The following is a 24,314-nucleotide window of genomic DNA, read 5'->3' as shown; positions in this document are numbered from 1 at the left end:
CGTCCTTCACGCCATTTCCTCCCGCGCGGCCGCCCGACAGGGGCGGAGCCGCGCCGCTTCCAGATACAGGATCACGCCCATGTTCGGCGGCATTGCCAAATCGCTCTTCGGTTCGTCCAACGACCGTTACGTCAAGTCGCTCAACCCGATCCTCGCGAAGATCGCCTCGTTCGAACCCACGCTGCAGGCGATGGACGACGACACGCTGGCGCAGCAGACCACGCACTTCCGCGAGCGGATGGCGAACGGCGAAACGCTCGACCAATTGCTGCCCGAAGCATTCGCAACCGTGCGCGAGGCCGCGAAGCGCGTGCTGGGCCAGCGCCATTACGACGTGCAGATGATCGGCGGCATCGTCCTTCATCGCGGCGAAATCGCCGAGATGCGCACCGGCGAGGGCAAGACGCTGGTCGCCACGCTCGCCACCTATCTCAACGCGCTGCCGGGTGACGGCGTCCACGTCATCACCGTCAACGACTATCTCGCCAGTCGCGACGCCGACTGGATGGGCCGGGTCTATCGCTTCCTGGGGCTGACCACCGGGGTGATCGTCCCCAATCTGTCGGACGAGCAGCGCCGCCAGGCCTATGCCGCCGACATCACGTACGGCACGAACAACGAATTCGGCTTCGATTATCTGCGCGACAACATGAAGTACGATCGCGCGTCGATGGTGCAACGCCCGTTCGCGATGGCGATCGTCGACGAGGTCGATTCGGTGCTGATCGACGAGGCGCGCACCCCGTTGATCATCTCCGGCCCGACCGACGACAAGTCCGAACTGTACATCGGTGTCGACGCGATCGTGAAGCAGCTGAACGAGGAGGATTACGAGAAGGACGAGAAGCAGAAGTCGATCGTCCTGACCGAGGATGGCACCGAGCGCGCCGAGCGGTTGCTGGAAGCGGCCGGTCTGCTGGAAGGCGCCAACCTGTATGATTTCGAGAATACGCAGGTGGTGCACCACCTGAACCAGGCGCTGCGCGCGAACGCGATGTTCAAGCGGGACACCGATTACATCGTCAAGGACGGCAAGGTCGTCATCATCGACGAATTCACCGGGCGCATGATGGACGGCCGCCGTTGGTCCGACGGCCTGCACCAGGCGGTCGAGGCCAAGGAAGGCGTGCAGATCGAACCCGAGAACCAGACGATGGCCTCGATCACCTTCCAGAACTACTTCCGCATGTACCCCAAGCTGGCGGGGATGACCGGCACCGCGGCGACCGAGGCGGCCGAGTTCTACGACATCTACAAGATGAGCGTGGTGACGATCCCTACCAACAAGCCGGTGCACCGCGTCGACGAAGAGGACGAATTCTACAAGGACACGCAGGACAAGTTCCGCGCGATCGCCAAGAAGATCCGCGAACATGCCGAAACCGGGCAGCCGGTGCTGGTCGGCACCGTGTCGATCGAGAAGTCCGAACTGCTCAGCGAATTCCTCCGGCAGGAGGGCGTCGACCATTCGGTGCTGAACGCACGCTATCACGAGCGGGAAGCGCATATCGTCGCGCAGGCCGGACGGCTGGGCGCGGTGACGATCGCGACCAACATGGCGGGGCGCGGCACCGACATCCAGCTGGGCGGCAATTTGGAGATGCGCGTCGAGGACGAGCTGGCGGGCATGCCCGAGGGGCCGGACCGCGACGCCGCGATCGAGCAGATCCGCGCCGAGATCGGGGCCGAGAAGCAAAAGGTGCTGGAGGCCGGCGGCCTGTTCGTGCTGGCGACCGAGCGGCACGAAAGCCGCCGCATCGACAACCAGTTGCGCGGCCGTTCGGGGCGTCAGGGCGATCCCGGGCTCAGCCGCTTCTACCTGTCGCTGGACGACGACCTGCTGCGCATCTTCGGCCCGGATACCTTGTTCGCCAAGATGATGCGCAACAACATCAACGACGGTGAGGCGATCGGCAGCAAGTGGCTGACCAAGGCGATCGAGACCGCGCAGAAGAAGGTCGAGGCGCGCAATTACGACATCCGCAAGCAGGTCGTCGAATATGATGACGTGATGAACGACCAGCGCAAGGTAATCTACGAACAGCGCGCCGACATCATGGATGCCGACACGGTCGGCGACGTCGTGACCGACATGCGTGCCGAGACGGTCAACGCGATCGTCGGTGAGGCCTGCCCGCCGAATTCCTATCCCGAGCAATGGGATGTCGAGGGGATGAAGACGCGGCTGGCCGAGGTGCTGAACCTGGCTCCACCCATCGACGACTGGCTGACCGAGGATGCGATCGACCCGGAGATCGTCACGGAACGCGTGCAGGCGGCCGCGGATGCGATGGTGGAGGCCAAGGCCGCCGACCTCGAACCCGCGACGTGGACGTCGGTGGAAAAGTCGATCCTGCTCCAGAACCTCGACCATCACTGGAAGGAGCATCTCGCGATGCTCGACGCGCTGCGTCAGGTGGTGCACCTGCGCGCCTATGCGCAGAAGACGCCGATTAACGAATACAAGCAGGAGGCGTTCAACCTGTTCCAGCGGATGCTGGAGGCGATCCGTGAGGACGTCACGCGCACGATCGCCTTCGCCGAGTTCCAGTTGCAGGCACCGCCGCCGCTGCCCGACCTGCCGGACTTCATCACCACCCATTTCGACCCGTTCACCGGGGAGGACAATTCCAACGACGTCGATGCCGGCACGCGCGGTCTGGTGACCACGCAGCTGCCGCCATTGCAGATTCCGCAGCCGAGCGGCGCGGACCTCGGCGACGATCCCGCCAATTGGGAAGGCCAGGTCAGCCGCAATGCGCCATGCCCGTGCGGGTCGGGGCGCAAGTACAAGCATTGCCACGGCGCCGCCTGACGCACGCCGGGTGGGAGAGCGGTAGGTAGCGCCCCCGCGCCCCCCGCCGTCATGGCGAGCGTGGCGAAGCGCTCCGGAGCCGGACCAGCAAGCCCTGGATCGCTTCGCCACCTTGCGATCACGGGCAAGCGGGGCGGCAGCGAGCCTGTGTACGGGCAACGGCGAACGGCCCGCCTGTCCTACAAACCCATGGCCGGGTTATCATCGTGGCCATGCCCCGGCTTGCTTCGTCGTCCACCCGTCCGCCAGCGATGTCGCGATCGTGCCGGATCGACATTCCGCCGACTTGCACGCTCCCGCGTCGCCCGGACCTGATCCGCGCTTCCGCTTCGTGCCGTCCACGGCCCCTACGGGGCCGTTCGCGTTCGATACGTGACAGCGGAACCTTGCCCGGATCTCGGGCGAATGTTCCGAACCGCGACGTGGTGTGAGGTTTGTCAACTTCCGCGCCGTCGCTCCGCCCGCGAAGCGCCACGCTTGCTTTCGCCGGCCGGTGTCGCGTAAGGGCGCACATCCGCATGGACCCGGTGCAAATCCGGGTGGCTATCCCGGCCGCCGATCCGCCGGGCAACCTCCACGTGTATTCCTTTCGTCGCGTCGTCGTACGCGCGTGGACACGTGTTGCGTTCACGACAGGCACATGACCTCTTTCATTTCCCACTTCCGGTCCGCGTGGTGCGCGGATGCGGGCGAGGCGCGCCGCGAGATCCTCGCCGGCGTCGTCGTCGCCCTCGCGCTCATTCCCGAAGCGATCGGCTTCTCGATCATCGCCGGCGTCGATCCGCGCGTCGGCCTCTATGCCTCGATCGCCATCGCGATCGTGGTCTCGCTGCTCGGCGGACGACCGGCGATGATCTCCGCCGCGACCGCCGCGGTCGCGGTGCTGGTGACCCCGCTGGTCCGCGATCACGGCGTCGATTACCTTTTCGCCGCGACGATCCTGATGGGCCTCGTCCAGATCGTCGCCGGGTTGCTGCGGCTTGATCTGTTGATGCAGTTCGTCTCGCGCTCGGTCATCACCGGGTTCGTGAACGCTTTGGCGATCCTGATCTTCATGGCGCAACTGCCACAGCTGACCGGCGTGACGTGGCACACCTATGCGATGGTCGCTGCGGCTCTGGCGATCATCTATCTGTTGCCGCGCGTCACGAAGGCGGTGCCGTCCCCACTGGTCGCGATCGTCGTGCTGACGATCGTCGCGATCTGGTCCGGCATGCCGGTTCGCACCGTCGGCGACATGGGACGGCTGCCGGAAGGGTTGCCTTCGCTGGCGCTGCCGCAGGTGCCGCTTACCTGGGAGACGTTGCGGATCATCCTGCCGTTCTCGCTGACGATGGCGGCGGTCGGGCTGCTCGAATCGATGCTGACCGCGCAGATCGTCGACGACATGACCGATACCGACAGCGACAAGCGTCGCGAGTGCATGGGGCAGGGCGGGGCCAACATCGCCGCCGCGCTGGTCGGCGGAATGGGCGGGTGCGCGATGATCGGCCAGTCGGTCATCAACGTCACTTCCGGCGGGCGCAAACGGCTGTCGACCTTCGTCGCCGGCGCGTTCCTGCTGTTCCTGCTCGCGGTGCTCGGCCCGGTCGTCGGGCGCATCCCGATGCCCGCGTTGGTGGCGGTGATGGTAATGGTGTCGATCGGCACGTTCAGCTGGAATTCCATCGCCAACCTGCGCCGTCATCCGCCCACATCCTCGGTGGTGATGCTGGTGACCGTCGCCGTCGTCGTCGCCACCCGCGATCTGGCGCAGGGCGTCGCGGCGGGCGTGCTGCTGTCGGGCATCTTCTTCGCCGGCAAGGTACGCCGGATGTTCGCGGTCGAGCGGACCGATGGGGTGCCGGTGCGCTACCAGGTGCGCGGCGAGATCTTCTTCGCCTCCGTCGACCGCTTCACCCGCGCTTTCGTGGCGGAGGCGGGGCGCGCCGTCGTCATCGACGTGTCGACGGCGCATTTCTGGGACATTTCGGGGGTTGCCGCGCTCGACAAGGTCGTCGCACGCCTGCGCCGCGACGGTTCGGTGGTGGAGGTGATCGGTTACGACCGGGCCAGCGCCGACCTCGTCGATCGCTTCGCCTTGCACGACAAGACCGGCGTGGAGCTGGGTCTGGCGCCGCACTGATGCATGAAAAAGGGCGCCGGTCGATCTGACCGGCGCCTTGTCCAAGTCCAGCGATCAACGTCGGCTACGACGCCTTGGGCAGGCGTATCGTCGGCCCGAGCGACTCGGTGACGTTGCGCGCGTTAAAGGCGCGGACGTTCCCCCGTTCCGGCGTGCCCTTGAACATCACGATCTCGGCCGATGCCTCGTACCGGTCGACCGTCCGGATGTCGGCACCGCCACCCCAGCCGCCCCAGCCACCGCCCCAGAACGGATCCCAGGCGCGATAACCGAAGCCACGACCGTAGAAGCCCCAGCGAGGCCCCCACAGACCGCCACCGAACGCGCCGAAGCCCGGACCCCAACCACCGCCGCCGAAGCCCGGCGTCGAATAGGTACGGGCCTGACGATCGGTGTCGCGATCGGCCATCACGAAGTAATCATAACCGTTCTGCAACGTCAGCTCGGCCGCGCGGAACAGCAGATACCGCTCCACCACGTCACGATCGGTAACGGTGTTGCCGGCGAAGGTGATGCGGTAGCGATTCGGCTCGATCCGCACGTCGCTGTAGCCGGTGCGATAGAAGCCATTGCCGGTGGCGGGTCGATAGGCGGTTTCGGTGGCGCACGCAGCCACCAGCGTCGTGCTGGCCGCCAGCGCGATGATCATTGCCGAGCGGCCGAACTTCTTCATCATGGCACTCTCCAACGCACCGTTACGGCGCGACGAATCGTCGCTTAGCCGAGATGAGTGGAACGTGCGATGAACATAAACGCTCCATCACGAGCGGAAGGCGATTGCTTCACCTGCGGCAAGCACCCGACGCGCATGCGCCGCGGCAGTCCGAAACGACTGGCTCCCTGAGTAGGATTCGAACCTACGGCCGCTCGATTAACAGTCGAGAGCTCTACCGCTGAGCTATCAGGGAACGTCGTGGAGGGGGTCTATAAAGCCGCTTTTGCGCGGCGCAAGACCCTTATTGCGATCGGTGCCGTTCAGGCGACGAACTGCTCCATGGTGATGCGATCGTCCAGCGCATGTTCGGGATCGAACAGCAGCGTCAACTCGCGGGCGCGGTCCATCTCGATATCGACCTGCACCACGTCGCGGATCTCGCGGTGGTCGGCGACCGCGGAAACCGGGCGCTTGCCGCCGTCCAGCACGCGCAGCGACACCCGCGTCTTGTCGGGCAGGATCGCACCGCGCCAGCGCCGGGGCCGAAACGCGCTGATCGGCGTCAGCGCCAGCATCCGCGAACCCAGCGGCAGGATCGGGCCATGTGCGGACAGATTGTAGGCGGTCGACCCGGCGGGCGTGGCGACGAGGATGCCGTCACACGATAATTCGTCAAGTACGATGCGGTCGTTGATCCTGACTTCCAGCTTCGCGGTCTGCCGCGTCTCGCGGAGCAGCGAGACCTCGTTGATCGCGGGCAGGGTGTGCAGGCGTCCATCGCCGGCGGTGGCGGTGGCGGTCAGCGGTGTGACCTTGAAGGCGCGCGCCCGCTCGATCCGTCCGTCGAGGTCATGGCGACGCCATTCGTTCATCAGGAACCCGACCGTGCCGAGATTCATGCCATAGACCGGCACCACCGCGCGGCGACGTTCGAGCAGCAGGTGCAGCGTCTGAAGCATGAAACCGTCGCCGCCCAGAGCGACGACGAGATCGGCTTCCTCCAGCGGGCACCAATCCCATGCATCGGCAAGCTCGGCGCGCGCGGCCTGGGCCGGGGGGGTGGGCGAGGCGACCAGCGCACGCCGCGGATATTGGCTCATCCGCCGGTGACGCTCATATGCCGTGCCACCGCGGGCGCTTCGTCGCGGCCGATCCGGAAATCGTGACGGCGCGGCTTGGTGGCTAGCGCATCTTCGATCATGGCGTCGAGCGCGGGCACGCCGCCGTCGCGCAGCGCGGCCCGCAGATCGCGGTGATCGTCGTGGCCCAGACAAGTGTAGAGCCGCCCCTCGGTGGTCAGCCGTACGCGGTTGCACCCGTCGCAGAAGTTCTGCGTCAATGGCGAGATCAACCCCAGCCGGGTCGGCCCGCCGTCCACCCGCCAGTAACGTGCCGGCCCACCGGTCTGCGCGGCGTCATGGAACAGCGAGAAGCGGGCGTCCAGACGTTCCTTGACGACGGTCAGCGGCAGGAAACGATCGGTGCGATCCTCGTCTACGGCACCCAAAGGCATCGTCTCGATCAACGTCAGGTCGTGACCCTCCGCAACGCACCAGCCGAGCATCGTGGCGATCTCATCCTCGTTGAGGCCTTTCAGCGCCACCATGTTGACCTTTACGGCAAGTCCGGCATCGCGCGCGGCGGCGATCCCGTCCAGCACCTGCGCCACATCCCCGTGCCGGGTAACATGACGGAAAAGCGCGGGGTCACGGCTGTCGAGGCTGACGTTCAGGCGGCGAATGCCTGCATCGCGCAGCGCCGGGGCGTGTTCGCGCAGCCGGGTGCCGTTGGTGGTCATCGTCAGTTCGTCGAGCGTGTCGCCGACATGCCGGCCCAGCCTTTGCACCAATTGCATCACGTCCCGCCGGACCAGCGGCTCACCGCCCGACAGGCGGATCTTGCGCACGCCGCGCGCCACGAACCGTTCGGCGATGATCGCAAGTTCCTCCAGCGTGGCGATGCTGGCGCGGGGAAGGAAGGTCATTTCCTCCGCCATGCAATAGCGGCAGCGCAGATCGCAGCGATCCGTCACCGACACGCGCAGGTAGCGGATGGTGCGGCCGAAGCCGTCGATGAGCGGCGCAGCCGCGCTGTCGTTCTGAGTCATTGTCGTCACAACGCCGAAAGCTATTGAGTCGTTCATCACCCGGCAAGATCGGATTGCCGCATCGCTCCGCGCACCCTACCACGGTGTCATGGAGCGTCACTCCCGAACCATGCAACGTGCCGCTGGACGGCGTCGCGGCGAACGAACTGCCAGCGAGGATCAGGAACATCTGGTCGCCGCCGCCCGTGCCGGCGTCACTGCGGTCACGGTAGCGCCGACCAGCTTCGAGATCGTCAATGCCGCTTACGGGCGGGCAACCGCGGACCAGCTGGTCGATGCGATCGACGCACGGCTGAGTGGGGCGGTGGCGGAATTCCGCACGGCGGCGGTGCGCAGCGGCGCGACCTTCACGATCCTGGTCGATGGTGAGGAACAGGTCGGCGACGCAGCGGTGGACGCGATCGAACGGGCGCTGGAGCATCCGTTCGAGATCGATGCCGAGACGATCCAGCTGGGCGCCCGGATCGGCGTGGCGCGCATGGCGGCGGACGAGCCGCTCGATCAGCTGTTGCGCCGTTCGGCAGAGGCATTGGCCTATGCCCGCGCCAACGAAGGCGCGACCCGCCGGATTGCGGCGGACGGTAGGGGCGTGTCGCTCGCGGCGCTGGCGGCCGACCTCCACCGCGCGTTGGAGCGGCAGGAAATCGACGTCCGCTTCCAGCCGCAGGTACAATTGATCGACGGGCGGATCACCGGCGTGGAGGCGCTGGCGCGGTGGCACCACCCGCGGCTCGGCATGTTGGGGGCGGAGACATTGCTGGCGGCCGCTGATCGCGCGGGGCTGGGGATCGCGCTGTCGGATCATATCCAGGCGCTGGCGCTGCGTCGCGCGGCGGACTGGCCCGACGCGCTGGCCCGCTTGCGGATCGCGGTGAACGTCACCGCGACCGACCTGTCGCGCACCCCGTTCGTCAGCCGCTTTCTGGCGCGGGTGCGCGAAGCCGGGATCGCACCGGGGCGCGTCACCGCCGAGGTGACCGAAGGGGCGATGATCGACAATCTCCACGCGGCGGGCGCGGCGCTGGCGGCGCTGCGTGCCGCAGGATGCCGGGTGGCGCTGGACGATTTCGGAACCGGTTACTCCAGCCTGTCCTATGTCGCACGGTTGCCGCTCGATTACCTGAAGATCGACCGCAGCCTGACGCAGGCGGCGGTGAACGACCCACGGAACCGGGTGGTGATGCAGGGCGTGCTCGCGATCGCCGAAGGGCTGGGGCTGGAGACGATCGCCGAAGGGGTGGAGACGGAGGCGCAGCGGCTGTTGCTGGCAGCGCGCGGTTGCACCTTCTATCAGGGATTTCTCTGCGCGGAGCCGCTGGACGACGCTGCGCTGATCGAGCTGGTCACGAACGAGCGCAAGCGGGGATAAGCGGATGACGATGGGTTTGCTGATCGTCGCGGCCGCCGCCGCGAGTACGCCGCAGGCGGCGGTATCCGCTGCGATGGCGGAAAGTGCCGCAGGTTGGAACGCCGGCGATCTCGCCCGCTTCACGGCCATCTACGCACCCGACGCGGTCTATGTCGCCGGGGACAAGGTGGTGCAAGGAAAGCCGGCAATCGCGGAGAGTTACGCCAAAAGCTTCGTGGCCGGCCGCAATACTCGCGGGCGGCTGAGCTTCCAGCCGCTGGCGTGGCGGCCGCTGAGCGCGGTGCACGTCCTGCATGTCGCGCGCTGGACGCTGACCCCTTCCGGCGCCGCGCCCCAGACCGGGCTGACGACGCTGCTGTTCGAGCGGCGCAAGGACGGCTGGCGGATCATTTCCGACCACAGCAGCTGATCGACGGCGGCGGTTACCCCGCCGCCTTCGCCAGCCCCTTCGACAATTGCAGCGCGCCGTGGAGCCGCGCCTTCGGATCGGCCCAGGCGCGGGTCAGCGCCAGCTTGCTGTCTGGGCGCAGCTTCGCGACGCCGCCCAGCTTGTCGACATAGGCGAGCAGGGCCGGCACGTTCGGCGGCGTATCGTCGTGAAATGCCACGAGCGCGCCCTTCGGCCCCACATCCAGCTTGGCGATGCACGCCTTTCGCGCGTGGAGCTTGATCTCCATGATCCGCACCAGATTGTCGGTCGCCTCGGGCAGCGGGCCGAACCGGTCGATCATCTCGGCGGCGAACGCATCCAGCCCCTGAACCTCATCGATGTCGTTCAGGCGGCGATACAGCCCCATGCGCAGGTCGAGATCGGGGACATATTCCTCCGGGATCAGGATCGGCGCGTCGACCGTGATCTGCGGCGAGAAGTCGCGCTGGCGTTCGCGCAGGCCGCCGGCCTTGGCCTCCATGATCGCCTCTTCCAGCATCGACTGGTAGAGTTCGTAGCCGACTTCCTTGATATGCCCGGACTGCTCGTCGCCGAGCAGATTGCCCGCGCCGCGGATGTCGAGGTCGTGGCTGGCAAGCTGGAAACCCGCGCCCAGCGAATCGAGATCGCTCAGCACCTTCAGGCGCTTCTCCGCGGCATCGGTCATCTGTCGTTCCGGCGGGGCGACCATATACGCATAAGCGCGGGTCTTCGACCGGCCGACGCGGCCACGCAACTGGTACAGCTGCGCCAGCCCGAACCGGTCCGCGCGGTTGACGATCATCGTGTTGGCGGACGGGATGTCGATGCCGCTCTCGATGATCGAGGTCGACACCAGTACCTCGAACTTCTTGTCGTAGAAGGCGCTCATCCGCTCCTCCACGTCGGTCGGGCTCATCTGTCCGTGCGCGATGACGTAGCGGATCTCGGGCACCTCGCGGCGCAGGAACTCCTCGATGTCGGGCAGGTCGGCGATCCGCGGCGTGACGAGGAAACTCTGCCCGCCGCGATAATGTTCGCGCAGCAACGCCTCGCGCAGCACGACCGGATCCCACGGCATGACATAGGTGCGGACCGCGAGACGATCGACCGGCGGGGTCTGGATGACCGACAGCTCGCGCAGGCCGCCCATCGCCATTTGGAGGGTGCGCGGGATCGGCGTCGCGGTGAGCGTCAGCATATGGACGTCGGCGCGCAGCGTTTTCAGCCGCTCCTTGTGCGTCACGCCGAACCGCTGTTCCTCGTCGACCACGACCAGCCCGAGCCGCTTGAAATCAACGCCCTTCGCCAGCAGCGCATGGGTGCCGATGACGATATCGACCGTGCCGTTGGCCAGACCGTCCTTGGTCTTCTTTGCCTCCGACGCCGTCACCAGCCGCGACAGGCGACCGATCTCCAGCGGGAAGCCTTCGAAACGCTGCACGAAATTGTTGTAATGCTGGCGCGCCAGCAACGTGGTCGGGCAGACGACCGCGACCTGCATTCCGGCCATCGCCGCAACGAACGCGGCGCGCAGCGCGACTTCGGTCTTCCCGAAGCCGACGTCGCCGACGATCAGCCGATCCATCGGCTTGCCCGCCGCCAGATCGCCCAGCACCTCCTCGATCGCGCGATCCTGATCGTCGGTTTCCTCATAGGGGAAACGATCGACAAAAGCGGGATAGCCGCTCGAATCGCGTTCGGCGACTTCGCCGGGACGCAAAGCGCGCTCTGCGGCGACTGCGATCAGCGTTCCCGCGATCTCGCGGATCCGCTCCTTCATGCGGCTCTTGCGACGCTGCCATGCCTCGCCGCCGAGCCGGTCGAGGCTGGCGCCTTCCTCCGACGATCCGTAGCGTGACAGGACCTCGAGGTTTTCGACGGGTATGTAGAGCTTGTCGCCGCCGGCATATTCCAGCTGGACGCAATCGTGCGGCGCCTTGGCGACCGGAACCTGAGTCAAACCGACGTAGCGGCCGATGCCGTGATCGCTGTGGACGACCAGATCGCCCGGCGTCAGCGTGGCGAGTTCCGCGAGGAAAGCATCGGCGGATTTACGCCGCTTGGCGCGACGGACCAGCCGGTCGCCCAGCATGTCCTGCTCAGTCAGCACCGCCACGCCGGGCGCGGTGAAACCGTGATCCAGGCCGACGACGGTCAGCGCGACGCCGCGATCCGCCGCGCCCAATGCGTCCTGCCAGCTATCCGCCAGCCGCGCCCCGGCCAGCCCGTGATCGTCAAGGAGGTTCTTCAGCCGATCACGCGCGCCAACCGAATAGCTGGCGAGGATCGGCTTGCGTCCGTCCTTCTTCAGTCGCGCGACATGCGCCACGACCGCTTCGTAGACGTTGGCCTGGTTGGCGCGTTCCGGCGCGAAGTCGCGCGGACCGTCGACGTTGAAGTCCAATACGGTGGACGATGCGGGTTCGTGGAACGGCGTGGTAAGATGCGCGGGCATCCCCGCCACCTCTTCGCGCCACTCAGCCTCGTCGAGGTACAGGGTCTTGGCGGGCAAGGCGCGATAGCTGCCCGGCTCCGCCGCCTCGGCGCGTTTGCGATTCTCGTAATAATCGGCGACCGCCTCCAGCCGGCTCTCCACCGCAGCGGTCGTGCCGGCGTCGCGCACGACCACCGCATCGTCGCCGAGGTGGTCCCATGGCGTCGCCAGCTTCTCCTCGAACAGCGGCAGCCAATGCTCCATCCCGGCGAGCCGCCGCCCGTCGCTGACCGCCTGATACAGCGGATCGCCGGTCGCGGTCGCACCGAACTTCTCGCGGTACTGGGTGCGGAACCGCTTGATGCTCTCCTCGTCCAGCAGCGCCTCGGACGCGGGCAGCAGGACGAAGCCGTCGAGACGCCCGGTGGTGCGTTGGTCCGCGGGATCGAAGGTGCGGACGCTTTCGATCTCGTCGCCGAAGAAGTCCAGCCGCAGCGCATTCTCCTCGCCGCTGGGGAACAGGTCGACGATCCCGCCGCGCACCGCATATTCGCCCTGATCGTGGACGGTATCGGTGCGGACATAGCCGTTGGCCTGCAACAGCGCGCCGAGCCGGTCGCGGCCGATCCGCGCGCCGGGTTTGAGCTCCGCGACCAATTGGCGGATGCGGAACGGCGTCAACGTACGCTGCGTCAACGCGTTGACGGTGGTGAGCACGAGCTGCGGGCCGCGCGGCTTTTGCTGCAAGCGATGCAGCGCGCCGATCCGCTCCGCCATGACCCGCAGCGTCGGCGAGGCGCGGTCGTAGGGCAGGCAGTCCCACGCGGGCAGCTGAACGACCTCAAGCTCCGGCGCGAAGAACGGCGCAGTGACCGCGATGCTGCGCATCTGCGCTTCGTCGGCGGCGACGAACACCGCGCGGCGCGGGGCGGCCCGCGCCAGATCGGCGAGCAGCGACGGCAGAAATCCTCCCGGCACCCCTGACAGGGTGAGCGGAACGGTGGCCTTCAGGATCGTGGAAAGGTCGGGCAATATCACATTCCGGTATCGAGGACGGTGACGAAATCGATCCGGCGCATCGTGTCCATCATCGCGCCATTCCATTCGGGCGGGCAGGAAATCGATCCGATCGCCCAGCCCATGATGTCGACGTCCTGCTCCTCCAGCAGGCGCTCGAACCAGTCGAGCTGTTCGGCACTCCACGACGCTCCATGCGCGTCGAAGAAGCCGCCGATCATCAGGTCGGCCTCGCGCGTGCCGCGATGCCACGCACGGAAGCGCAGACGTTTCAGGCGGATGTCGTGATCCATGACGTTCCAATGCAAAACGACCGGCGGACGCTGGCGGCGGCCGTCGGGGCAGGGTATCGACCCCAGATAGTCATGCGACCCGATATCCTCAATCCGCTGTTTGCCGAAGTGGAGGCGCTCAAAGGCATCGGCCCCGCCCTTGCGCGTCCGCTCGACCGGCTGGGGATCGCGCGCGTGCTGGATCTGCTGTTCCATTTGCCCTCCGGCTGGGTCGACCGGCTGCCGCGCGAGGAATTGCTGCATGGTGACGTCGGGCGCACGATCGCGATCACGCTGACCCCGACGGATTACCGCACCAGCAGCAGCCCGCGTGCGCCGACCCGCGTGCTGGCGGCGGACGCGCACGGCAACACGGTAGGTCTGGTGTTCTTCGGCGGCGGATCGGGGCGCGTGCGCAAGCTGCTGCCGCTGGGCGAAGCGAAGCGCGTGTCCGGACGGCTCGACCAATATGGGCAGGATCTGCAGATCATCCATCCGGAAGTGGGCGGTGAGGAGGACGGCTTTCGCGAGCGTGAGGCGATCTATCCGCTGACCGAGGGCATGACGTCGCGGCGGCTGGGCGGCTTGATCGAACAGGCGCTGGCGCGCGCGCCCGACCTGCCCGAGTGGATCGAGCCGAGCCTGAAGGCGCAGCGTGAGTGGCCGGCGTGGCGCGAGGCGGTGGCGCGGCTGCATGGCGATCCATCGGATGCGGTCGCCCGCGCACGGCTGGCGTATGACGAGGTGTTCGCGAACCAGCTGGCGCTGTCGATCGTTCGCGCCGACACGCGCAAGCGACGTGGGCGGGCGTTGCAGGGCGACGGGCATTTGCGCGACATGCTGCGGCTGCCGTACCAGCCGACCGGCGCGCAGGCGCGCAGCGTGCGCGAGATCGAGGGCGATCTGGCACAAGCCGCACCGATGCTGCGGCTGTTGCAGGGCGACGTCGGCTCGGGAAAGACCCTGGTGGCGGCGCTGGCGTTGCTGATTGCGGTCGAGGCGGGCGCACAGGGCGCGTTGCTGGCCCCGACCGAAATCCTGGCGCGGCAGCATCACGAAACCTTGCGGCGCCTGCTCGCCGGGCTGCCGATTGAGATCGCGGTGCTGACCGGTCGTGACAAGGGCCGGGTGCGCGAGGCGACGTTGATGGGGGTGGCGGACGGATCGATTCACATCCTGATCGGCACGCATGCCATTTTCCAGGAAGCGGTGACGTACCGCGATCTGGGGCTGGTGGTCGTCGACGAGCAGCATCGGTTCGGCGTGGCGGAACGGATGTTGTTGCAGGACAAGGGGCGCACCCCGCCGCACGTGCTGGCGATGACCGCGACGCCGATCCCGCGGACGCTGACCCTCGCGCTGCATGGCGAGATGGACCAGAGCCGGCTGGACGAAATGCCACCGGGACGCGAGCCGATCGAGACGCGCGTCCTGTCGGAGGAACGCGTCGACGAAGTGGTCAACGCGCTCGGCCGGCATCTGTCGGAGGGCAAGCAAGCCTATTGGGTCTGCCCGCTGGTCGAGGAAAGCGAAACCAGCGACCTGCAAGCCGCGGAGGCGCGTGCGGCGGCGCTGGCCAGCCGGTTCGGCGACCGCGTCGGCCTGGTGCACGGGCGGATGAAGGGGCCGGAGAAGGATGCCGTGATGGCGCGCTTCGCGGCGGGCGAGACCGGCGTGCTGGTCGCGACGACGGTGATCGAGGTCGGGGTCGACGTGCCCAACGCGACGCTGATCGTGATCGAGCATGCCGACCGTTTCGGGCTGGCGCAGCTGCATCAGTTGCGCGGGCGGGTCGGACGTGGCGGGGGCAGGTCGGTGTGCCTGTTGCTGCGGGGGAACGCGCTCAGCGAAACGGCGCGCGCAAGGCTGGCGCTGATGCGCGAGACCAACGACGGCTTCCGCATCGCCGAGGAGGATCTGCGGCTGCGTGGTGCGGGCGAGTTGCTGGGCGTGCGCCAATCCGGCGAGGCGATGTTCCGGCTCGCCACGCCCGATCTGCTGTCCGAGCTGCTGCCGGCGGCGACCGACGACGCGCGGCTGCTGATCGATCGCGATGGCGGGTTGAGCGGTGCGCGCGGCCAGGCGGCGCGGGTCGCATTGTACCTGTTCGAGCGCGATGCGGGCGTCGCGCTGCTGCGCTCGGGATAAGGGACGTACCCATGGCTGGTTTCTTGCCGATCGTCATCGTCGTGATCGCCGGGCTGGGACTGGCGATCCAGCCGCCGACCAACGCCGCGCTGGCGCGCGCATCGGGATCGGTATGGCTGGCGGCGCTGGTCTCCTTCGCGATCGGCACGGCGACGTTGCTGGCGGTGTGGGCGGTCGATCGCACGCCGTTATCGGCGCTGCGCAGCGCGCCGTGGTGGGCATGGCTCGGCGGATTGTACGGCGCGGCGTTTGTCGCGGCGTTGGCCTTCGCGGCACCGCGGATGGGAATCGCGGCGGCGTTGAGCGTCGCGATCGCCAGCCAGCTGGCGGCGGCACTGACGCTCGATCATTTCGGCTTGCTGGATCTGCCGCAGCAACCGGTCACGGTGACGAAGCTCGCGGGAATCGCCCTGGTGCTGATCGGTGTCGTGGTGTTCCGGCGCGGTTAGCGCATCGCCTGCAACACGAACTGGTACAGCGCCGGCGGCACTTCCCGCGATAGCTTGCAGCCGATCCGGCCTCCCAATGCCCAGCGGACCTCTGCGACGAACGCGCCCACCACCGGGAAGGTGACGGTCACGGCGGTGCCGACGGCGATTGCGTCATCACAGCGCGCCATGAATCCGTTCGGCGAAAGGTTGACGATCGTCACCAGCCAGGCGTTTCCATCGGCGCTGCTAAGTCGCGCGCGATGCAGCGTTTCGTCGCGCGGCTCGACCCGATCCTCATACGCCATCATCGCCTGTCGTGCGGGCATGTTCGTCCTCCTACGCTACCCCCCGGCTATCGCCCGACGGCGGTTAACGCGGAGTGAGCAAAGTCGTTAGGCGGGGTTAACGATGCCATGGTGCTTCTTGCCCGCGGAGATGCGCACCGGCGCATCGCCGACCGTCACCACCGCAGCTTCGTCGGCGATCTTCTCTCCGTCGATGCGTGCGCCGCCGCCCTTGATGAGGCGACGCGCCTCCCCCTTGGAACTCGCGAAGCCGAGCGCGACAAGCACGTCGACCAGCGGCGTCGCGCCGCCAGCGACGATCGACGGTAGCGAAGCGCCGCTCGCGCCCTCCTCGAAGGTTCGACGTGCGGTTTCGGCGGCACCCTCGGCCGCGTCGCGTCCCCGGCACATCGCGGTCGCTTCGTTGGCAAGGAGCTTCTTGGCCTCGTTGATCTCCGCGCCTTCCAGCGATTCCAGCCGCGCGATCTCATCCAGCGGCAGGTCGGTGAACAGCCGCAGAAACCGGCCGACGTCGCGGTCGTCGGTGTTGCGCCAGAATTGCCAGTAATCGAAGTGCGGCAGCTGATCCTCGTGCAGCCACACGGCACCCGCGACCGTCTTGCCCATCTTCTCGCCCGAGGCGGTGGTGAGCAGCGGGGTGGTGACGCCGAACACTTCGACACCGTCCATCCGCCGCGCCAGTTCGACGCCGTTGACGATATTGCCCCATTGGTCGCTGCCGCCCATCTGGAGCCGCACGCCCTGCCGCCGCGACAGTTCGCGGAAGTCGTAGCCTTGCAGGATCATGTAATTGAATTCGAGGAACGACAGCGATTGCTCGCGGTCGAGCCGCAACTTGACCGAATCGAACCCGAGCATACGGTTGACGCTGAAATGCTGCCCGACCTCGCGCAGGAACGGGATGTATTCCAGCTTGTCGAGCCACTCGGCGTTGTCGAGCATCACCGCGTCGCTCGGTCCGTCGCCGAAGGTGAGGAAGCGATCGAATATCCGCCGGATGCCGGCGATGTTCGTCGCGATCACCGCGTCGCTGTTCAGCTTGCGCGCCTCATCCTTGAAGCTGGGGTCGCCGATCTTGCCAGTGCCGCCCCCCATCAGCACGACCGGCTTGTGGCCGGCCTGTTGCAGGCGGCGCAACAGCATGATCTGCACCAGGCTGCCGACGTGCAGCGACGGGGCAGTCGGATCGAAGCCGATATAGCCGGGCACGACCTGTTTCGCCGCCAACGTATCAAGCGTCGCCGCGTCGGTCATCTGGTGGATGTAGCCGCGGGCGGACAGCGTGCGGAGCAGATCGGACTGGTATTGGGTCATGACGCCGCGTTCGTTACACGCAGGTCAGCGGCGCGGCAATTGCGTGACCGGATCGATCGGCGTGCGCCCGCGACGCAGCTCGAAATGCAGCTCGGGCTGGTCCGCGAAGCCGGTTGCGCCGCTGAGCGCGACGACCTGTCCACGCGTCACCGCCTGTCCGCGCCGTACCAGCAGCTTGCCGGCATGTCCGTAGATCGATGTCCAGTTGCCGCCATGCCGGACGATCACCAGCCCGCCGAGCGCGGCGATGCCGTCCCCGGCATAGGCGACGGTGCCGGCGGCGGTGGCCTTCACCTCCGTACCCGAAGCGACCGCGATCTCGATCCCGTCGAAGCGCTCCCCGCTGGCCCCCGCACCGAAGCGGCGGACGATCCGACCGTAGAGCGGCCAGGCGAAGCGTCCGGGTGCTGCGCTGGGGCCGGCGATCGGTACGGTCGGCGAGGGGACGCGCGAGGCGCCGGCGACGGGGCGAACCGGTGCCCGTCCGCTTGCCACCGCCGGCTCGCCGCCGGTCAGGATCGTATCGACGTCCAGGGTGAAGGCGGCGGCACGATCCGCAGCGGAGGCGGGCACTGCGGGGATCAGGACGCGCTGGCCGGTCATCAGCAGGAAGGGATCGCGCAGGTCGTTGGCGGCGATCACCTGGCTCCACGGTACACCATAGGCACGCGCGATCGCGATCCCGGTCTGGCCGGGTTCGACGCGGTGATAGCGGCCGCCGGGTATCTCCAGCCGCCGGCCCGCACGCAGGATGTAGGGCGGCGACAGCGCGTTACGGCGCGCGATCGCCGCGACGGCCGCCCCGGTGCGCGTGGCGATCGCGCCCAGCGTGTCGCCCGGCCTGACGACGATGTCCTGCGCGCGCACCAGCCGCGCGCCGGCGGAAACCGGGCGCGCCTCCCATGCGGGACGAGCGGCGGGCAGTTGTTGCACCCGCGCCGCGCGGGTTTTCGATGGTTCCGCAGCCGGGGGCGGTGGGTCAGAAGCGGGTTCCGGGTGGACGGACGTCGGTGAAGGATAGGGTGCGCTTGGGAACGGTGGCGCGCCGGCGGGAATACATGCCGCGAGCAGCAGCGCCGCCGAAATTCCCGTGGCCGCCTTCATGCCCCCTACGCTATATCCCGGCGTAGGCGTCGGCCAGCGCCGGCAGCGAACCGTGCAGCGTCAGGTCTAGCTGGAGCGGGGTGACGGTGATCCAGCCCTGGGTGACGGCGGAGATGTCGGTGGCATCGTCGGCGCGCGGGATCGCGCCACCCATCGACAACCAGTGATAGTCGAAGCCGCGCGGGTCGGTGCGCCGGTCGAAACGGACGCGGCCGTAATCGCGCAATCCCTGCGGCACGACGCGTACCCCCTTGACCGCACCGGCCTCCGGCTCGGGAAAGTTGATGTTCATCACCGACCGCGGTGCCCATTCGTGATCGAGCAGCGGCCGCAAGACGCGCGCACCCCATTCCTCCGCCGCGGCGAACGACACGTCCGCCCCGGGTTCGCGGCGTCCGTAACGCTGGCTGAGCGCCACCGAACGGATGCCGGCCAAAGCCCCCTCCATCGCGGCGGAGACCGTACCGGAATACATCACGTCCTCGGCGATGTTGCCGCCGCGGTTTACGCCCGACAGCACAAGGTCGGGCGGCGTGTCGCGCAGCAGCTCGGACAGTGCATACATCACCGCGTCGGTGGGTGTGCCCGACACCGCGAAACGGCGCGGTTCGTATTCGCGTACGCGCAACGGCCGCGTCAGGGTCAGCGATCGTCCGGTTCCCGATTGTTCGGATGCCGGCGCGCAGACCCAGACGTCGTCGGAAAGTTGCGCGGCGATCCGCTCCAGCACGGCCAGTCCCGGCGCGTGATAGCCGTCGTCGTTGGAAAGCAGGATGCGCATCAGCGTGGCTCCAGCACATCAAGGCCGCCGAGATAGGGCCGCAAAACCTCCGGCACGGTCACCGATCCGTCCTCGCGCTGGTAGTTCTCCAGCACCGCCACCAGCGTCCGCCCGACCGCAAGCCCCGAACCGTTCAGCGTGTGGACGAAGCGCGTCGCCTTTTCCCCCTCCGGCCGGAAACGTGCGTTCATGCGGCGTGCCTGAAAATCGGTGCAGGTCGAGCAGCTGGAAATCTCGCGATACCGCTGCTGCCCCGGCAACCACACTTCCAGATCGTAGGTGCGCGCGGCGGTGAAGCCCATGTCGCCCGTGCATAATTTCATGCGGCGGTAGGCAAGACCCAGTGCGTCGAGCGCACCTTCGGCGCAGGCGGTCATCCGCTCATGTTCGTCTTCGCTCGCCTCGGGCGCGACGATCGACACCATCTCGACCTTGTCGAACTGATGCTGGCGGATGTAGCCGCGCGTGTCGCGCCCGGCGGCCCCCGCCTCGGAACGGAAGCACGGGGTGAGCGCCGCGAAGCGCAACGGCAGCACGTCAGGCGCAAGGATCTTCTCGCGGACGATGTTGGTCAGCGAGACCTCCGCGGTCGGGATCAGCCAACGGCCGTCGGTGGTGCGAAAGAGGTCCTCGGCAAACTTCGGGAGCTGCCCGGTGCCGAACATCGCCTCGTCATGCACCATCAACGGCGGGGCGACTTCCTCATAGCCATGTTCGCGGGTCAGCCGATCGAGCATGAATTGCCCGAGCGCACGTTGCAGCCGCGCGGCATCGGCGCGGACCAAAGTGAAGCGCGTACCCGCGATCGCCGTGCCCGTTTCGAAATCCAGCCCGAGCGCCGGGCCGATCGCATCGTGCTCGCGCGGCACGAACGCGAACGACGGAATCCCGCCACGCTCGTGCACCAGCATATTGTCCGCCTCGTCCGCACCGTTCGGCACGTCGGCGGCGGGAAGGTTGGGCAATGCGGCAAGGGCGGCGTCGAGCGCGGTGCCAGCCGCCGCTTCCTCGGCTTCGAGTTGCGGCAATCGCTCTTTCAGCGTCGCCACCTCTGCCATCAAGGCGGCGGCGATGGCTTCGTCCTTTTTCGCCTTCGCCGCGCCGATCGCCTTTGACGCTTCGTTGCGACGTGCCTGCGCAGCCTGCGCCTCGGTGGCGGCTTCCCGGCGGCGGCGGTCGAGCGCGACCAGCATCTCCGCATCGGCGGGCAGGCCACGCCGGGCCATGGCGGCATCGAAGGCGTCAGGATCGTCGCGGATCAGGCGGATGTCGTGCATGGCCGCGCTATGACCGCCACGCAAGCGCGAGGCAACCCGCACGGCGTGGCCGGCGTTCTTCCGCTTGACCCACAACGCAAGAGGAGAAGTTTGCATGCAGGTTCCCCACAATTCGGTCGTGTTGGTCGCCGACGGGCGCAAGCTGCTGTTCCTGCGCAACGAAGGGGACGCGACCTATCCGAACCTGGTCGTCGAACACGCCGAGGAACGTCCCAACCCCGCCAATCGCGACCAGAAGACCGATGCGGCTGGCGGTGCGTCGTCCACGCAAAGCGGGGCAGGTGCGCCGCATGTGGCGCAGGGCGGATCGAACCACGCACAGGGTGGCGGGGCGCAATTCGCTCCGTCGCGCGGCAGCATGGCGGAAACCGACTTCCACCAGCTGGAAGAGGATCGCTTCGCCGCCGACGCCGCCGAACTGCTGAAGCGCCGCGCGCTGTCGAACGACTTCGATTCGCTGATCGTCGTCGCGCCGCCGCGCACCCTGGGCGAACTGCGCAAGCATTATCATAAGGAAGTCAGTTCGCGGCTTGCCGGGGAGCTGGACAAGGATTTGACCGGCCATCCCATCGCCGAGATCGAGAAGGCGTTGCAGGCGGCATGATCGTGCCCGTGCCGACGTGCCGCGCCCGGCGCCGGCACGGGTGTACAGCCGCAGGACGATGGTGGGTGACAAGCGTGTCGTGCTCGCTTGTCGGGGACGGGTCGGGGGATTATAGGCCCGCCCAAAGGGGCGTGCAGCGATGCTGACGACATCCTGAACGTGGGCGGGAGTAGGTCGATGGCGACGGTGATGACGCAGGTCGAAAATGGGCTCGACGAGCCGGTGGCGCCACCGGGTCCGGCACCGGACGGTTATCGTCCAAGCAGCGACGAACCGTTCATGAATCCGCGCCAGCAGGCATATTTCCGCCGAAAGTTGCTGGACTGGAAAGACGCCATCCGCCGCGAGGCGCAAGGAACGCTGTCGCAACTGCAAGTCGATTCGCTGCGTGAGGCCGATCTCAACGATCGCGCCTCCAGCGAGGCGGACTGGTCGCTGGAGTTGCGCACGCGCGACCGGCAGCGCAAACTGATTTCCAAGATCGACGCCGCATTGCGTCGCATCGACGAAGGCGAATATGGTTATTGCGAGGTATCGGGTGAGCCGATCAGCCTGGGGCGGCTGGAAGCGCGACCGATCGCGACCATGACGGTCGAAGCGCAGGAGCGGCACGAGCGTGCGGAGAAGGTTTCGCGCGACGACTGACGACCGGATCTTAACCGTTCGTCAACCTTTAAGACGGTATCCGTCCGGCCGGTATCCGGACGAGTGCAATGGGGCAGTTGAGACACAGCTTGGTCGAACATAACCCCTCTGAACGCCCCGACGATCGCGGCCGTGGCGAACTTCACCTGTCGGCCAGGATGCGCCTGGGTGACGACGACACCGGCTTTCTCGTGCGGATACGCAACGTTTCCGCTGGTGGGTTGATGGCCGAATTGCCCCATCCCCTTCCACCTGACAGCGTCGTGCAGATCAAGATCGACGGGGTCGGCTGGGTCGTCGGGCGTGTGGTGTGGCAGACGGAGGGGCGCGCCGGCATCGCCTTCGATCGGTCGATCGACGTGGAGATGGTTCAGGACGCGGACGGGACGACACGATAACGCCTTCCGCTGAAGACCGACCCGGTTCGAAGGGCGGGGTTGGTCAGAAGGCGAGCCGGCATATCCGGGCGCGTCCTCGTTTCCCATAAAGCTGCACTGTACCGGCGGCTTGCCGACGACGACGGGTAGTGCCCTCAGCGCCCGCCGGTTTCCAAGAGCCGCTGCGGTGCGACAAGCTCCCAGCTTCTCGCGATACGATCCTCGGTGTGAACCCAGTCCACATCGCCGGTCATGTCGATGTCGCTCCACGCTGCGCCGTCGCCGGCGCGCTCCCCGCGATCGCCCGGTAACGGCTGTTCGTCGCGGACGCGCATGCTGGAAGCGTCCAGGCGATATTCCGCAAAGGTGCTGCCATCGACGACGAACGACGTCGTGCCGTCCGTGGTGCGCTCCTCCACCTCCGGCAACAGCATCGCGACGTCGCGAATTCGATCGATATTCGTCATCGTCGGACAAACTCCCTCAGCATCGCCGGATACAGGCGATGTTCCTCGATCAGCACGCGTGCTGCGAGCGTTTCGGCCGTGTCGTCCGCGTGGATCGGCACTTCGGCGCGGCCAAGCACCTCGCCAGCGTCCAGCTCTTCGGTCACGACATGCACCGAGCATCCGCCCGTCGCATCACCCGCTGCGATCGCGCGTGCGTGCGTATCGAGGCCTTTGTACCTGGGCAGGAGCGACGGATGAATGTTGATGATCCGGTCGCGCCAGCGTGCGACGAACGCGTCGGACAACAGCCGCATATAGCCGGCCAGCGCGATATATTCCGCGCCGGCCTCGCGCAGCGCGGCATCGAGAGCGGCCTCATACGCAGGCTTGCCGATGCCTTTTGGAGCGAGCGCGAAGGTCGGCAAACCGTGCTCGCGCGCCCAGGCAAGCCCGGCCGCCTCCGGCCGATCGGAGGCGACCAGCACGATGCGGAACGACTCGTCCTGGGTGGTCACCAGCGCCTGCATGTTCGAGCCGCGACCCGAGATCAGGACTGCGACCCTGGCGGGACGGGCAGAGGTCATTGGAGGTGCGTCGCGGTCCAGCCGGCGCGTGCGCTCCACGTCTCGGTGCTGCCCGACACAGTGCAGCCGCGCTCGCCTGCTTCGACCCGCCCGATCGTGAAGACGGTTTCGCCTGCCTCCGACAACATCTGCGCGACCGCCCCGGCTTCCTCCGCCGCGACGACGACCGCCATGCCGATCCCGCAATTGAAGGTGCGAGCCATTTCCTCCGGCTCGATCGCACCTTGCGCCTGGAGGAACGCCATCAACCGCGGCTGTTCCCATGCATCGGCGTCGATATGCGCGTGCGCATCGCGCGGCAGCACGCGCGGGATGTTTTCGAGCAACCCGCCACCGGTGATGTGGGCCAGCCCCTTGATCCGGTGTGCGCGCAACAGCGGCAGCAGGCTGGCGACATAGATGCGAGTCGGTGCCATCAGCACGTCGATCAACAACCGGTCGGCGTCGAACAGCGCCGGGCGATCCAGCTTCCAGCCCTTATCCGTCGCCAGCCGCCGTACGAGCGAAAAACCGTTGGAGTGCACCCCTGACGATGCCAGGCCAAGGATCACGTCACCCGCGCCGATCGTCGCCCCGGTGAGCACGTCGCCACGTTCGACCGCGCCGACACAGAAGCCGGCGAGGTCGTAATCTCCGGGTGCGTACATACCCGGCATTTCGGCCGTTTCGCCGCCGATAAGCGCGCATCCCGCCATACGGCAACCCTCCGCGATCGAGGCGACCACGCCCTCCGCGACTGCATTGTCGAGCTGGCCCGTCGCGTAATAATCGAGGAAGAACAGTGGTTCGGCACCCTGAACGACCAGATCGTTGGCGCACATCGCAACCAGATCGATCCCGACGCCGGCGTGGCGATCCCATTCGATCGCCAGCTTCAGCTTGGTGCCGACGCCGTCATTGGCGGCGACCAGCAGCGGATCGGTGAACCCGGCCGCCTTCAGGTCGAAGAAGCCGCCGAAGCCGCCCAGATCGGCATCGGCGCCGGGGCGGCGGGTGGCGCGGGCCAGCGGCGCGATGGCGCGGACCAGCGCATTGCCGGCCGCGATCGACACGCCGGCGCTCTCGTAAGTATAGCCTTCGTTGCTCATG

The 24,314-nt window shown here is 67.2% G+C and carries 22 protein-coding genes, 1 tRNA gene and 1 other annotated feature; of the genes, 9 read left to right on the top strand and 14 right to left on the bottom strand.

What is annotated here, in order from left to right:
• The first annotated feature begins 79 nt into the window (after positions 1 to 79).
• Positions 80 to 2,815: a preprotein translocase subunit SecA gene (secA, locus tag ASE95_RS13230; protein WP_056637070.1), complete on the top strand. Its 2,736-nt coding sequence runs from the start codon at positions 80 to 82 to the stop codon at positions 2,813 to 2,815.
• A 517-nt stretch (positions 2,816 to 3,332) separates the two neighbouring features.
• Positions 3,333 to 3,388, top strand: a sequence feature (sul1 is cis-regulatory element that is thought to sense ions involved in sulfur or methionine metabolism; They are found in Alphaproteobacteria).
• A gap of 67 nt (positions 3,389 to 3,455) precedes the next feature.
• Positions 3,456 to 4,940, top strand: coding sequence for a SulP family inorganic anion transporter (locus ASE95_RS13225; protein ID WP_056637067.1), 1,485 nt, complete (start codon positions 3,456 to 3,458; stop codon positions 4,938 to 4,940).
• Between the two features lie 64 nt (positions 4,941 to 5,004).
• On the opposite strand, the gene ASE95_RS13220 is transcribed toward ASE95_RS13225, so the two are convergent.
• The 4 genes from ASE95_RS13220 to moaA all read right to left on the bottom strand — a co-directional run bounded on the left by ASE95_RS13220 (position 5,005) and on the right by moaA (position 7,702).
• Complete coding sequence (locus ASE95_RS13220; RefSeq protein ID WP_056637714.1) at positions 5,005 to 5,613, bottom strand: CC0125/CC1285 family lipoprotein; 609 nt, start codon at positions 5,611 to 5,613, stop codon at positions 5,005 to 5,007.
• A gap of 160 nt (positions 5,614 to 5,773) precedes the next feature.
• Positions 5,774 to 5,848: transfer RNA gene (locus ASE95_RS13215), tRNA-Asn, on the bottom strand.
• Between the two features lie 67 nt (positions 5,849 to 5,915).
• Complete coding sequence (locus ASE95_RS13210; RefSeq protein ID WP_056637064.1) at positions 5,916 to 6,695, bottom strand: NAD kinase; 780 nt, start codon at positions 6,693 to 6,695, stop codon at positions 5,916 to 5,918.
• Positions 6,692 to 7,702, bottom strand: coding sequence for a GTP 3',8-cyclase MoaA (gene moaA, locus ASE95_RS13205; RefSeq protein ID WP_056637060.1), 1,011 nt, complete (start codon positions 7,700 to 7,702; stop codon positions 6,692 to 6,694). The genes ASE95_RS13210 and moaA overlap by 4 nt, the downstream gene beginning before the upstream one ends.
• An 88-nt stretch (positions 7,703 to 7,790) precedes the next feature.
• On the opposite strand from moaA, the gene ASE95_RS13200 reads away from it, so the two are divergent.
• Together ASE95_RS13200 and ASE95_RS13195 are read left to right on the top strand one after the other, a co-directional pair.
• Positions 7,791 to 9,071, top strand: a complete 1,281-nt coding sequence (locus ASE95_RS13200; protein WP_082450140.1) for a GGDEF domain-containing phosphodiesterase — start codon at positions 7,791 to 7,793, stop codon at positions 9,069 to 9,071.
• A gap of 4 nt (positions 9,072 to 9,075) precedes the next feature.
• A complete protein-coding gene (locus ASE95_RS13195; protein WP_156348040.1) occupies positions 9,076 to 9,480 on the top strand; it encodes a YybH family protein in 405 nt (134 codons plus the stop codon).
• Positions 9,481 to 9,493: 13 nt separating this feature from the next.
• On the opposite strand, the gene mfd is transcribed toward ASE95_RS13195, so the two are convergent.
• Together mfd and ASE95_RS13185 are read right to left on the bottom strand one after the other, a co-directional pair.
• Positions 9,494 to 12,949, bottom strand: a complete 3,456-nt coding sequence (mfd, locus tag ASE95_RS13190) for a transcription-repair coupling factor (protein ID WP_056637054.1) — start codon at positions 12,947 to 12,949, stop codon at positions 9,494 to 9,496.
• A 2-nt stretch (positions 12,950 to 12,951) separates the two neighbouring features.
• Positions 12,952 to 13,227 carry an FAD assembly factor SdhE gene (locus tag ASE95_RS13185; RefSeq protein WP_056637051.1) on the bottom strand — a complete coding sequence of 92 codons (276 nt, stop codon included), beginning with the start codon at positions 13,225 to 13,227 and terminating at the stop codon, positions 12,952 to 12,954.
• 72 nt (positions 13,228 to 13,299) lie between these two features.
• Here ASE95_RS13185 and recG point away from each other — a divergent pair, with 72 nt between their 5' ends.
• Complete coding sequence (gene recG, locus ASE95_RS13180; protein ID WP_056637048.1) at positions 13,300 to 15,354, top strand: ATP-dependent DNA helicase RecG; 2,055 nt, start codon at positions 13,300 to 13,302, stop codon at positions 15,352 to 15,354.
• Between the two features lie 11 nt (positions 15,355 to 15,365).
• Positions 15,366 to 15,803 (top strand): DMT family transporter, encoded by a 438-nt coding sequence (locus ASE95_RS13175; RefSeq protein WP_056637045.1) that lies wholly within the window; start codon positions 15,366 to 15,368, stop codon positions 15,801 to 15,803.
• Here ASE95_RS13175 and ASE95_RS13170 read toward each other — a convergent pair.
• The 5 genes from ASE95_RS13170 to serS form a co-directional block, all read right to left on the bottom strand.
• Positions 15,800 to 16,111, bottom strand: a complete 312-nt coding sequence (locus ASE95_RS13170) for a PilZ domain-containing protein (protein WP_056637042.1) — start codon at positions 16,109 to 16,111, stop codon at positions 15,800 to 15,802. The two genes, ASE95_RS13175 and ASE95_RS13170, sit on opposite strands and share 4 nt — an antisense overlap.
• A 66-nt stretch (positions 16,112 to 16,177) precedes the next feature.
• Positions 16,178 to 17,404 (bottom strand): tyrosine--tRNA ligase, encoded by a 1,227-nt coding sequence (gene tyrS, locus ASE95_RS13165; RefSeq protein WP_056637039.1) that lies wholly within the window; start codon positions 17,402 to 17,404, stop codon positions 16,178 to 16,180.
• A gap of 24 nt (positions 17,405 to 17,428) precedes the next feature.
• Positions 17,429 to 18,508 (bottom strand): M23 family metallopeptidase, encoded by a 1,080-nt coding sequence (locus ASE95_RS13160; RefSeq protein ID WP_056637036.1) that lies wholly within the window; start codon positions 18,506 to 18,508, stop codon positions 17,429 to 17,431.
• Between the two features lie 10 nt (positions 18,509 to 18,518).
• Positions 18,519 to 19,289 (bottom strand): 5'/3'-nucleotidase SurE, encoded by a 771-nt coding sequence (gene surE, locus ASE95_RS13155; protein WP_056637032.1) that lies wholly within the window; start codon positions 19,287 to 19,289, stop codon positions 18,519 to 18,521.
• Complete coding sequence (serS, locus tag ASE95_RS13150) at positions 19,289 to 20,566, bottom strand: serine--tRNA ligase (RefSeq protein ID WP_056637709.1); 1,278 nt, start codon at positions 20,564 to 20,566, stop codon at positions 19,289 to 19,291. The genes surE and serS overlap by 1 nt, the downstream gene beginning before the upstream one ends.
• A 94-nt stretch (positions 20,567 to 20,660) precedes the next feature.
• Between serS and ASE95_RS13145 the strand changes: the two genes are divergently transcribed.
• From ASE95_RS13145 to ASE95_RS13135, 3 genes are all read left to right on the top strand, one after another.
• Entirely contained in the window at positions 20,661 to 21,170 is a 510-nt protein-coding gene (locus ASE95_RS13145; protein ID WP_056637029.1) for a host attachment family protein, read from the top strand.
• 189 nt (positions 21,171 to 21,359) lie between these two features.
• On the top strand, positions 21,360 to 21,815 hold the full coding sequence (gene dksA / locus ASE95_RS13140) for an RNA polymerase-binding protein DksA (RefSeq protein WP_443025463.1): 456 nt from the start codon (positions 21,360 to 21,362) through the stop codon (positions 21,813 to 21,815).
• An 89-nt stretch (positions 21,816 to 21,904) separates the two neighbouring features.
• Entirely contained in the window at positions 21,905 to 22,213 is a 309-nt protein-coding gene (locus ASE95_RS13135; protein WP_235528321.1) for a PilZ domain-containing protein, read from the top strand.
• 134 nt (positions 22,214 to 22,347) lie between these two features.
• Here ASE95_RS13135 and ASE95_RS13130 read toward each other — a convergent pair whose 3' ends face one another.
• Genes ASE95_RS13130 through purM form a run of 3 tightly spaced genes read right to left on the bottom strand, consistent with a single transcriptional unit; the run spans position 22,348 to position 24,313 of the window.
• Positions 22,348 to 22,659: a hypothetical protein gene (locus ASE95_RS13130; RefSeq protein ID WP_056637020.1), complete on the bottom strand. Its 312-nt coding sequence runs from the start codon at positions 22,657 to 22,659 to the stop codon at positions 22,348 to 22,350.
• Entirely contained in the window at positions 22,656 to 23,225 is a 570-nt protein-coding gene (gene purN / locus ASE95_RS13125; protein WP_056637017.1) for a phosphoribosylglycinamide formyltransferase, read from the bottom strand. Before purN ends, ASE95_RS13130 begins: the two co-directional genes overlap by 4 nt.
• Complete coding sequence (gene purM / locus ASE95_RS13120; RefSeq protein ID WP_056637012.1) at positions 23,222 to 24,313, bottom strand: phosphoribosylformylglycinamidine cyclo-ligase; 1,092 nt, start codon at positions 24,311 to 24,313, stop codon at positions 23,222 to 23,224. Before purM ends, purN begins: the two co-directional genes overlap by 4 nt.
• Position 24,314: the final 1 nt, after the last annotated feature.

This window comes from Sphingomonas sp. Leaf231 (genome assembly GCF_001421995.1).
In the GTDB taxonomy this organism is placed as follows: Bacteria; Pseudomonadota; Alphaproteobacteria; order Sphingomonadales; family Sphingomonadaceae; genus Sphingomonas.
This window is presented reverse-complemented; position numbering and strand designations above follow the sequence as displayed.

What these genes read in the sequence shown, in the direction of transcription:
- secA (WP_056637070.1), top strand. Translation starts at nt 80, where the DNA reads ATGTTCGGCGGCATTGCCAAATCGCTCTTCGGTTCGTCCAACGACCGT.
- ASE95_RS13225 (WP_056637067.1), top strand. Translation starts at nt 3,456, where the DNA reads ATGACCTCTTTCATTTCCCACTTCCGGTCCGCGTGGTGCGCGGATGCG.
- ASE95_RS13220 (WP_056637714.1), bottom strand. Translation starts at nt 5,613, where the DNA reads ATGAAGAAGTTCGGCCGCTCGGCAATGATCATCGCGCTGGCGGCCAGC.
- ASE95_RS13210 (WP_056637064.1), bottom strand. Translation starts at nt 6,695, where the DNA reads ATGAGCCAATATCCGCGGCGTGCGCTGGTCGCCTCGCCCACCCCCCCG.
- moaA (WP_056637060.1), bottom strand. Translation starts at nt 7,702, where the DNA reads ATGACTCAGAACGACAGCGCGGCTGCGCCGCTCATCGACGGCTTCGGC.
- ASE95_RS13200 (WP_082450140.1), top strand. Translation starts at nt 7,791, where the DNA reads ATGGAGCGTCACTCCCGAACCATGCAACGTGCCGCTGGACGGCGTCGC.
- ASE95_RS13195 (WP_156348040.1), top strand. Translation starts at nt 9,076, where the DNA reads ATGACGATGGGTTTGCTGATCGTCGCGGCCGCCGCCGCGAGTACGCCG.
- ASE95_RS13185 (WP_056637051.1), bottom strand. Translation starts at nt 13,227, where the DNA reads ATGGATCACGACATCCGCCTGAAACGTCTGCGCTTCCGTGCGTGGCAT.
- recG (WP_056637048.1), top strand. Translation starts at nt 13,300, where the DNA reads ATGCGACCCGATATCCTCAATCCGCTGTTTGCCGAAGTGGAGGCGCTC.
- ASE95_RS13175 (WP_056637045.1), top strand. Translation starts at nt 15,366, where the DNA reads ATGGCTGGTTTCTTGCCGATCGTCATCGTCGTGATCGCCGGGCTGGGA.
- ASE95_RS13170 (WP_056637042.1), bottom strand. Translation starts at nt 16,111, where the DNA reads ATGCCCGCACGACAGGCGATGATGGCGTATGAGGATCGGGTCGAGCCG.
- tyrS (WP_056637039.1), bottom strand. Translation starts at nt 17,404, where the DNA reads ATGACCCAATACCAGTCCGATCTGCTCCGCACGCTGTCCGCCCGCGGC.
- ASE95_RS13160 (WP_056637036.1), bottom strand. Translation starts at nt 18,508, where the DNA reads ATGAAGGCGGCCACGGGAATTTCGGCGGCGCTGCTGCTCGCGGCATGT.
- surE (WP_056637032.1), bottom strand. Translation starts at nt 19,289, where the DNA reads ATGCGCATCCTGCTTTCCAACGACGACGGCTATCACGCGCCGGGACTG.
- serS (WP_056637709.1), bottom strand. Translation starts at nt 20,566, where the DNA reads ATGCACGACATCCGCCTGATCCGCGACGATCCTGACGCCTTCGATGCC.
- ASE95_RS13145 (WP_056637029.1), top strand. Translation starts at nt 20,661, where the DNA reads ATGCAGGTTCCCCACAATTCGGTCGTGTTGGTCGCCGACGGGCGCAAG.
- dksA (WP_443025463.1), top strand. Translation starts at nt 21,360, where the DNA reads ATGACGCAGGTCGAAAATGGGCTCGACGAGCCGGTGGCGCCACCGGGT.
- ASE95_RS13130 (WP_056637020.1), bottom strand. Translation starts at nt 22,659, where the DNA reads ATGACGAATATCGATCGAATTCGCGACGTCGCGATGCTGTTGCCGGAG.
- purN (WP_056637017.1), bottom strand. Translation starts at nt 23,225, where the DNA reads ATGACCTCTGCCCGTCCCGCCAGGGTCGCAGTCCTGATCTCGGGTCGC.
- purM (WP_056637012.1), bottom strand. Translation starts at nt 24,313, where the DNA reads ATGAGCAACGAAGGCTATACTTACGAGAGCGCCGGCGTGTCGATCGCG.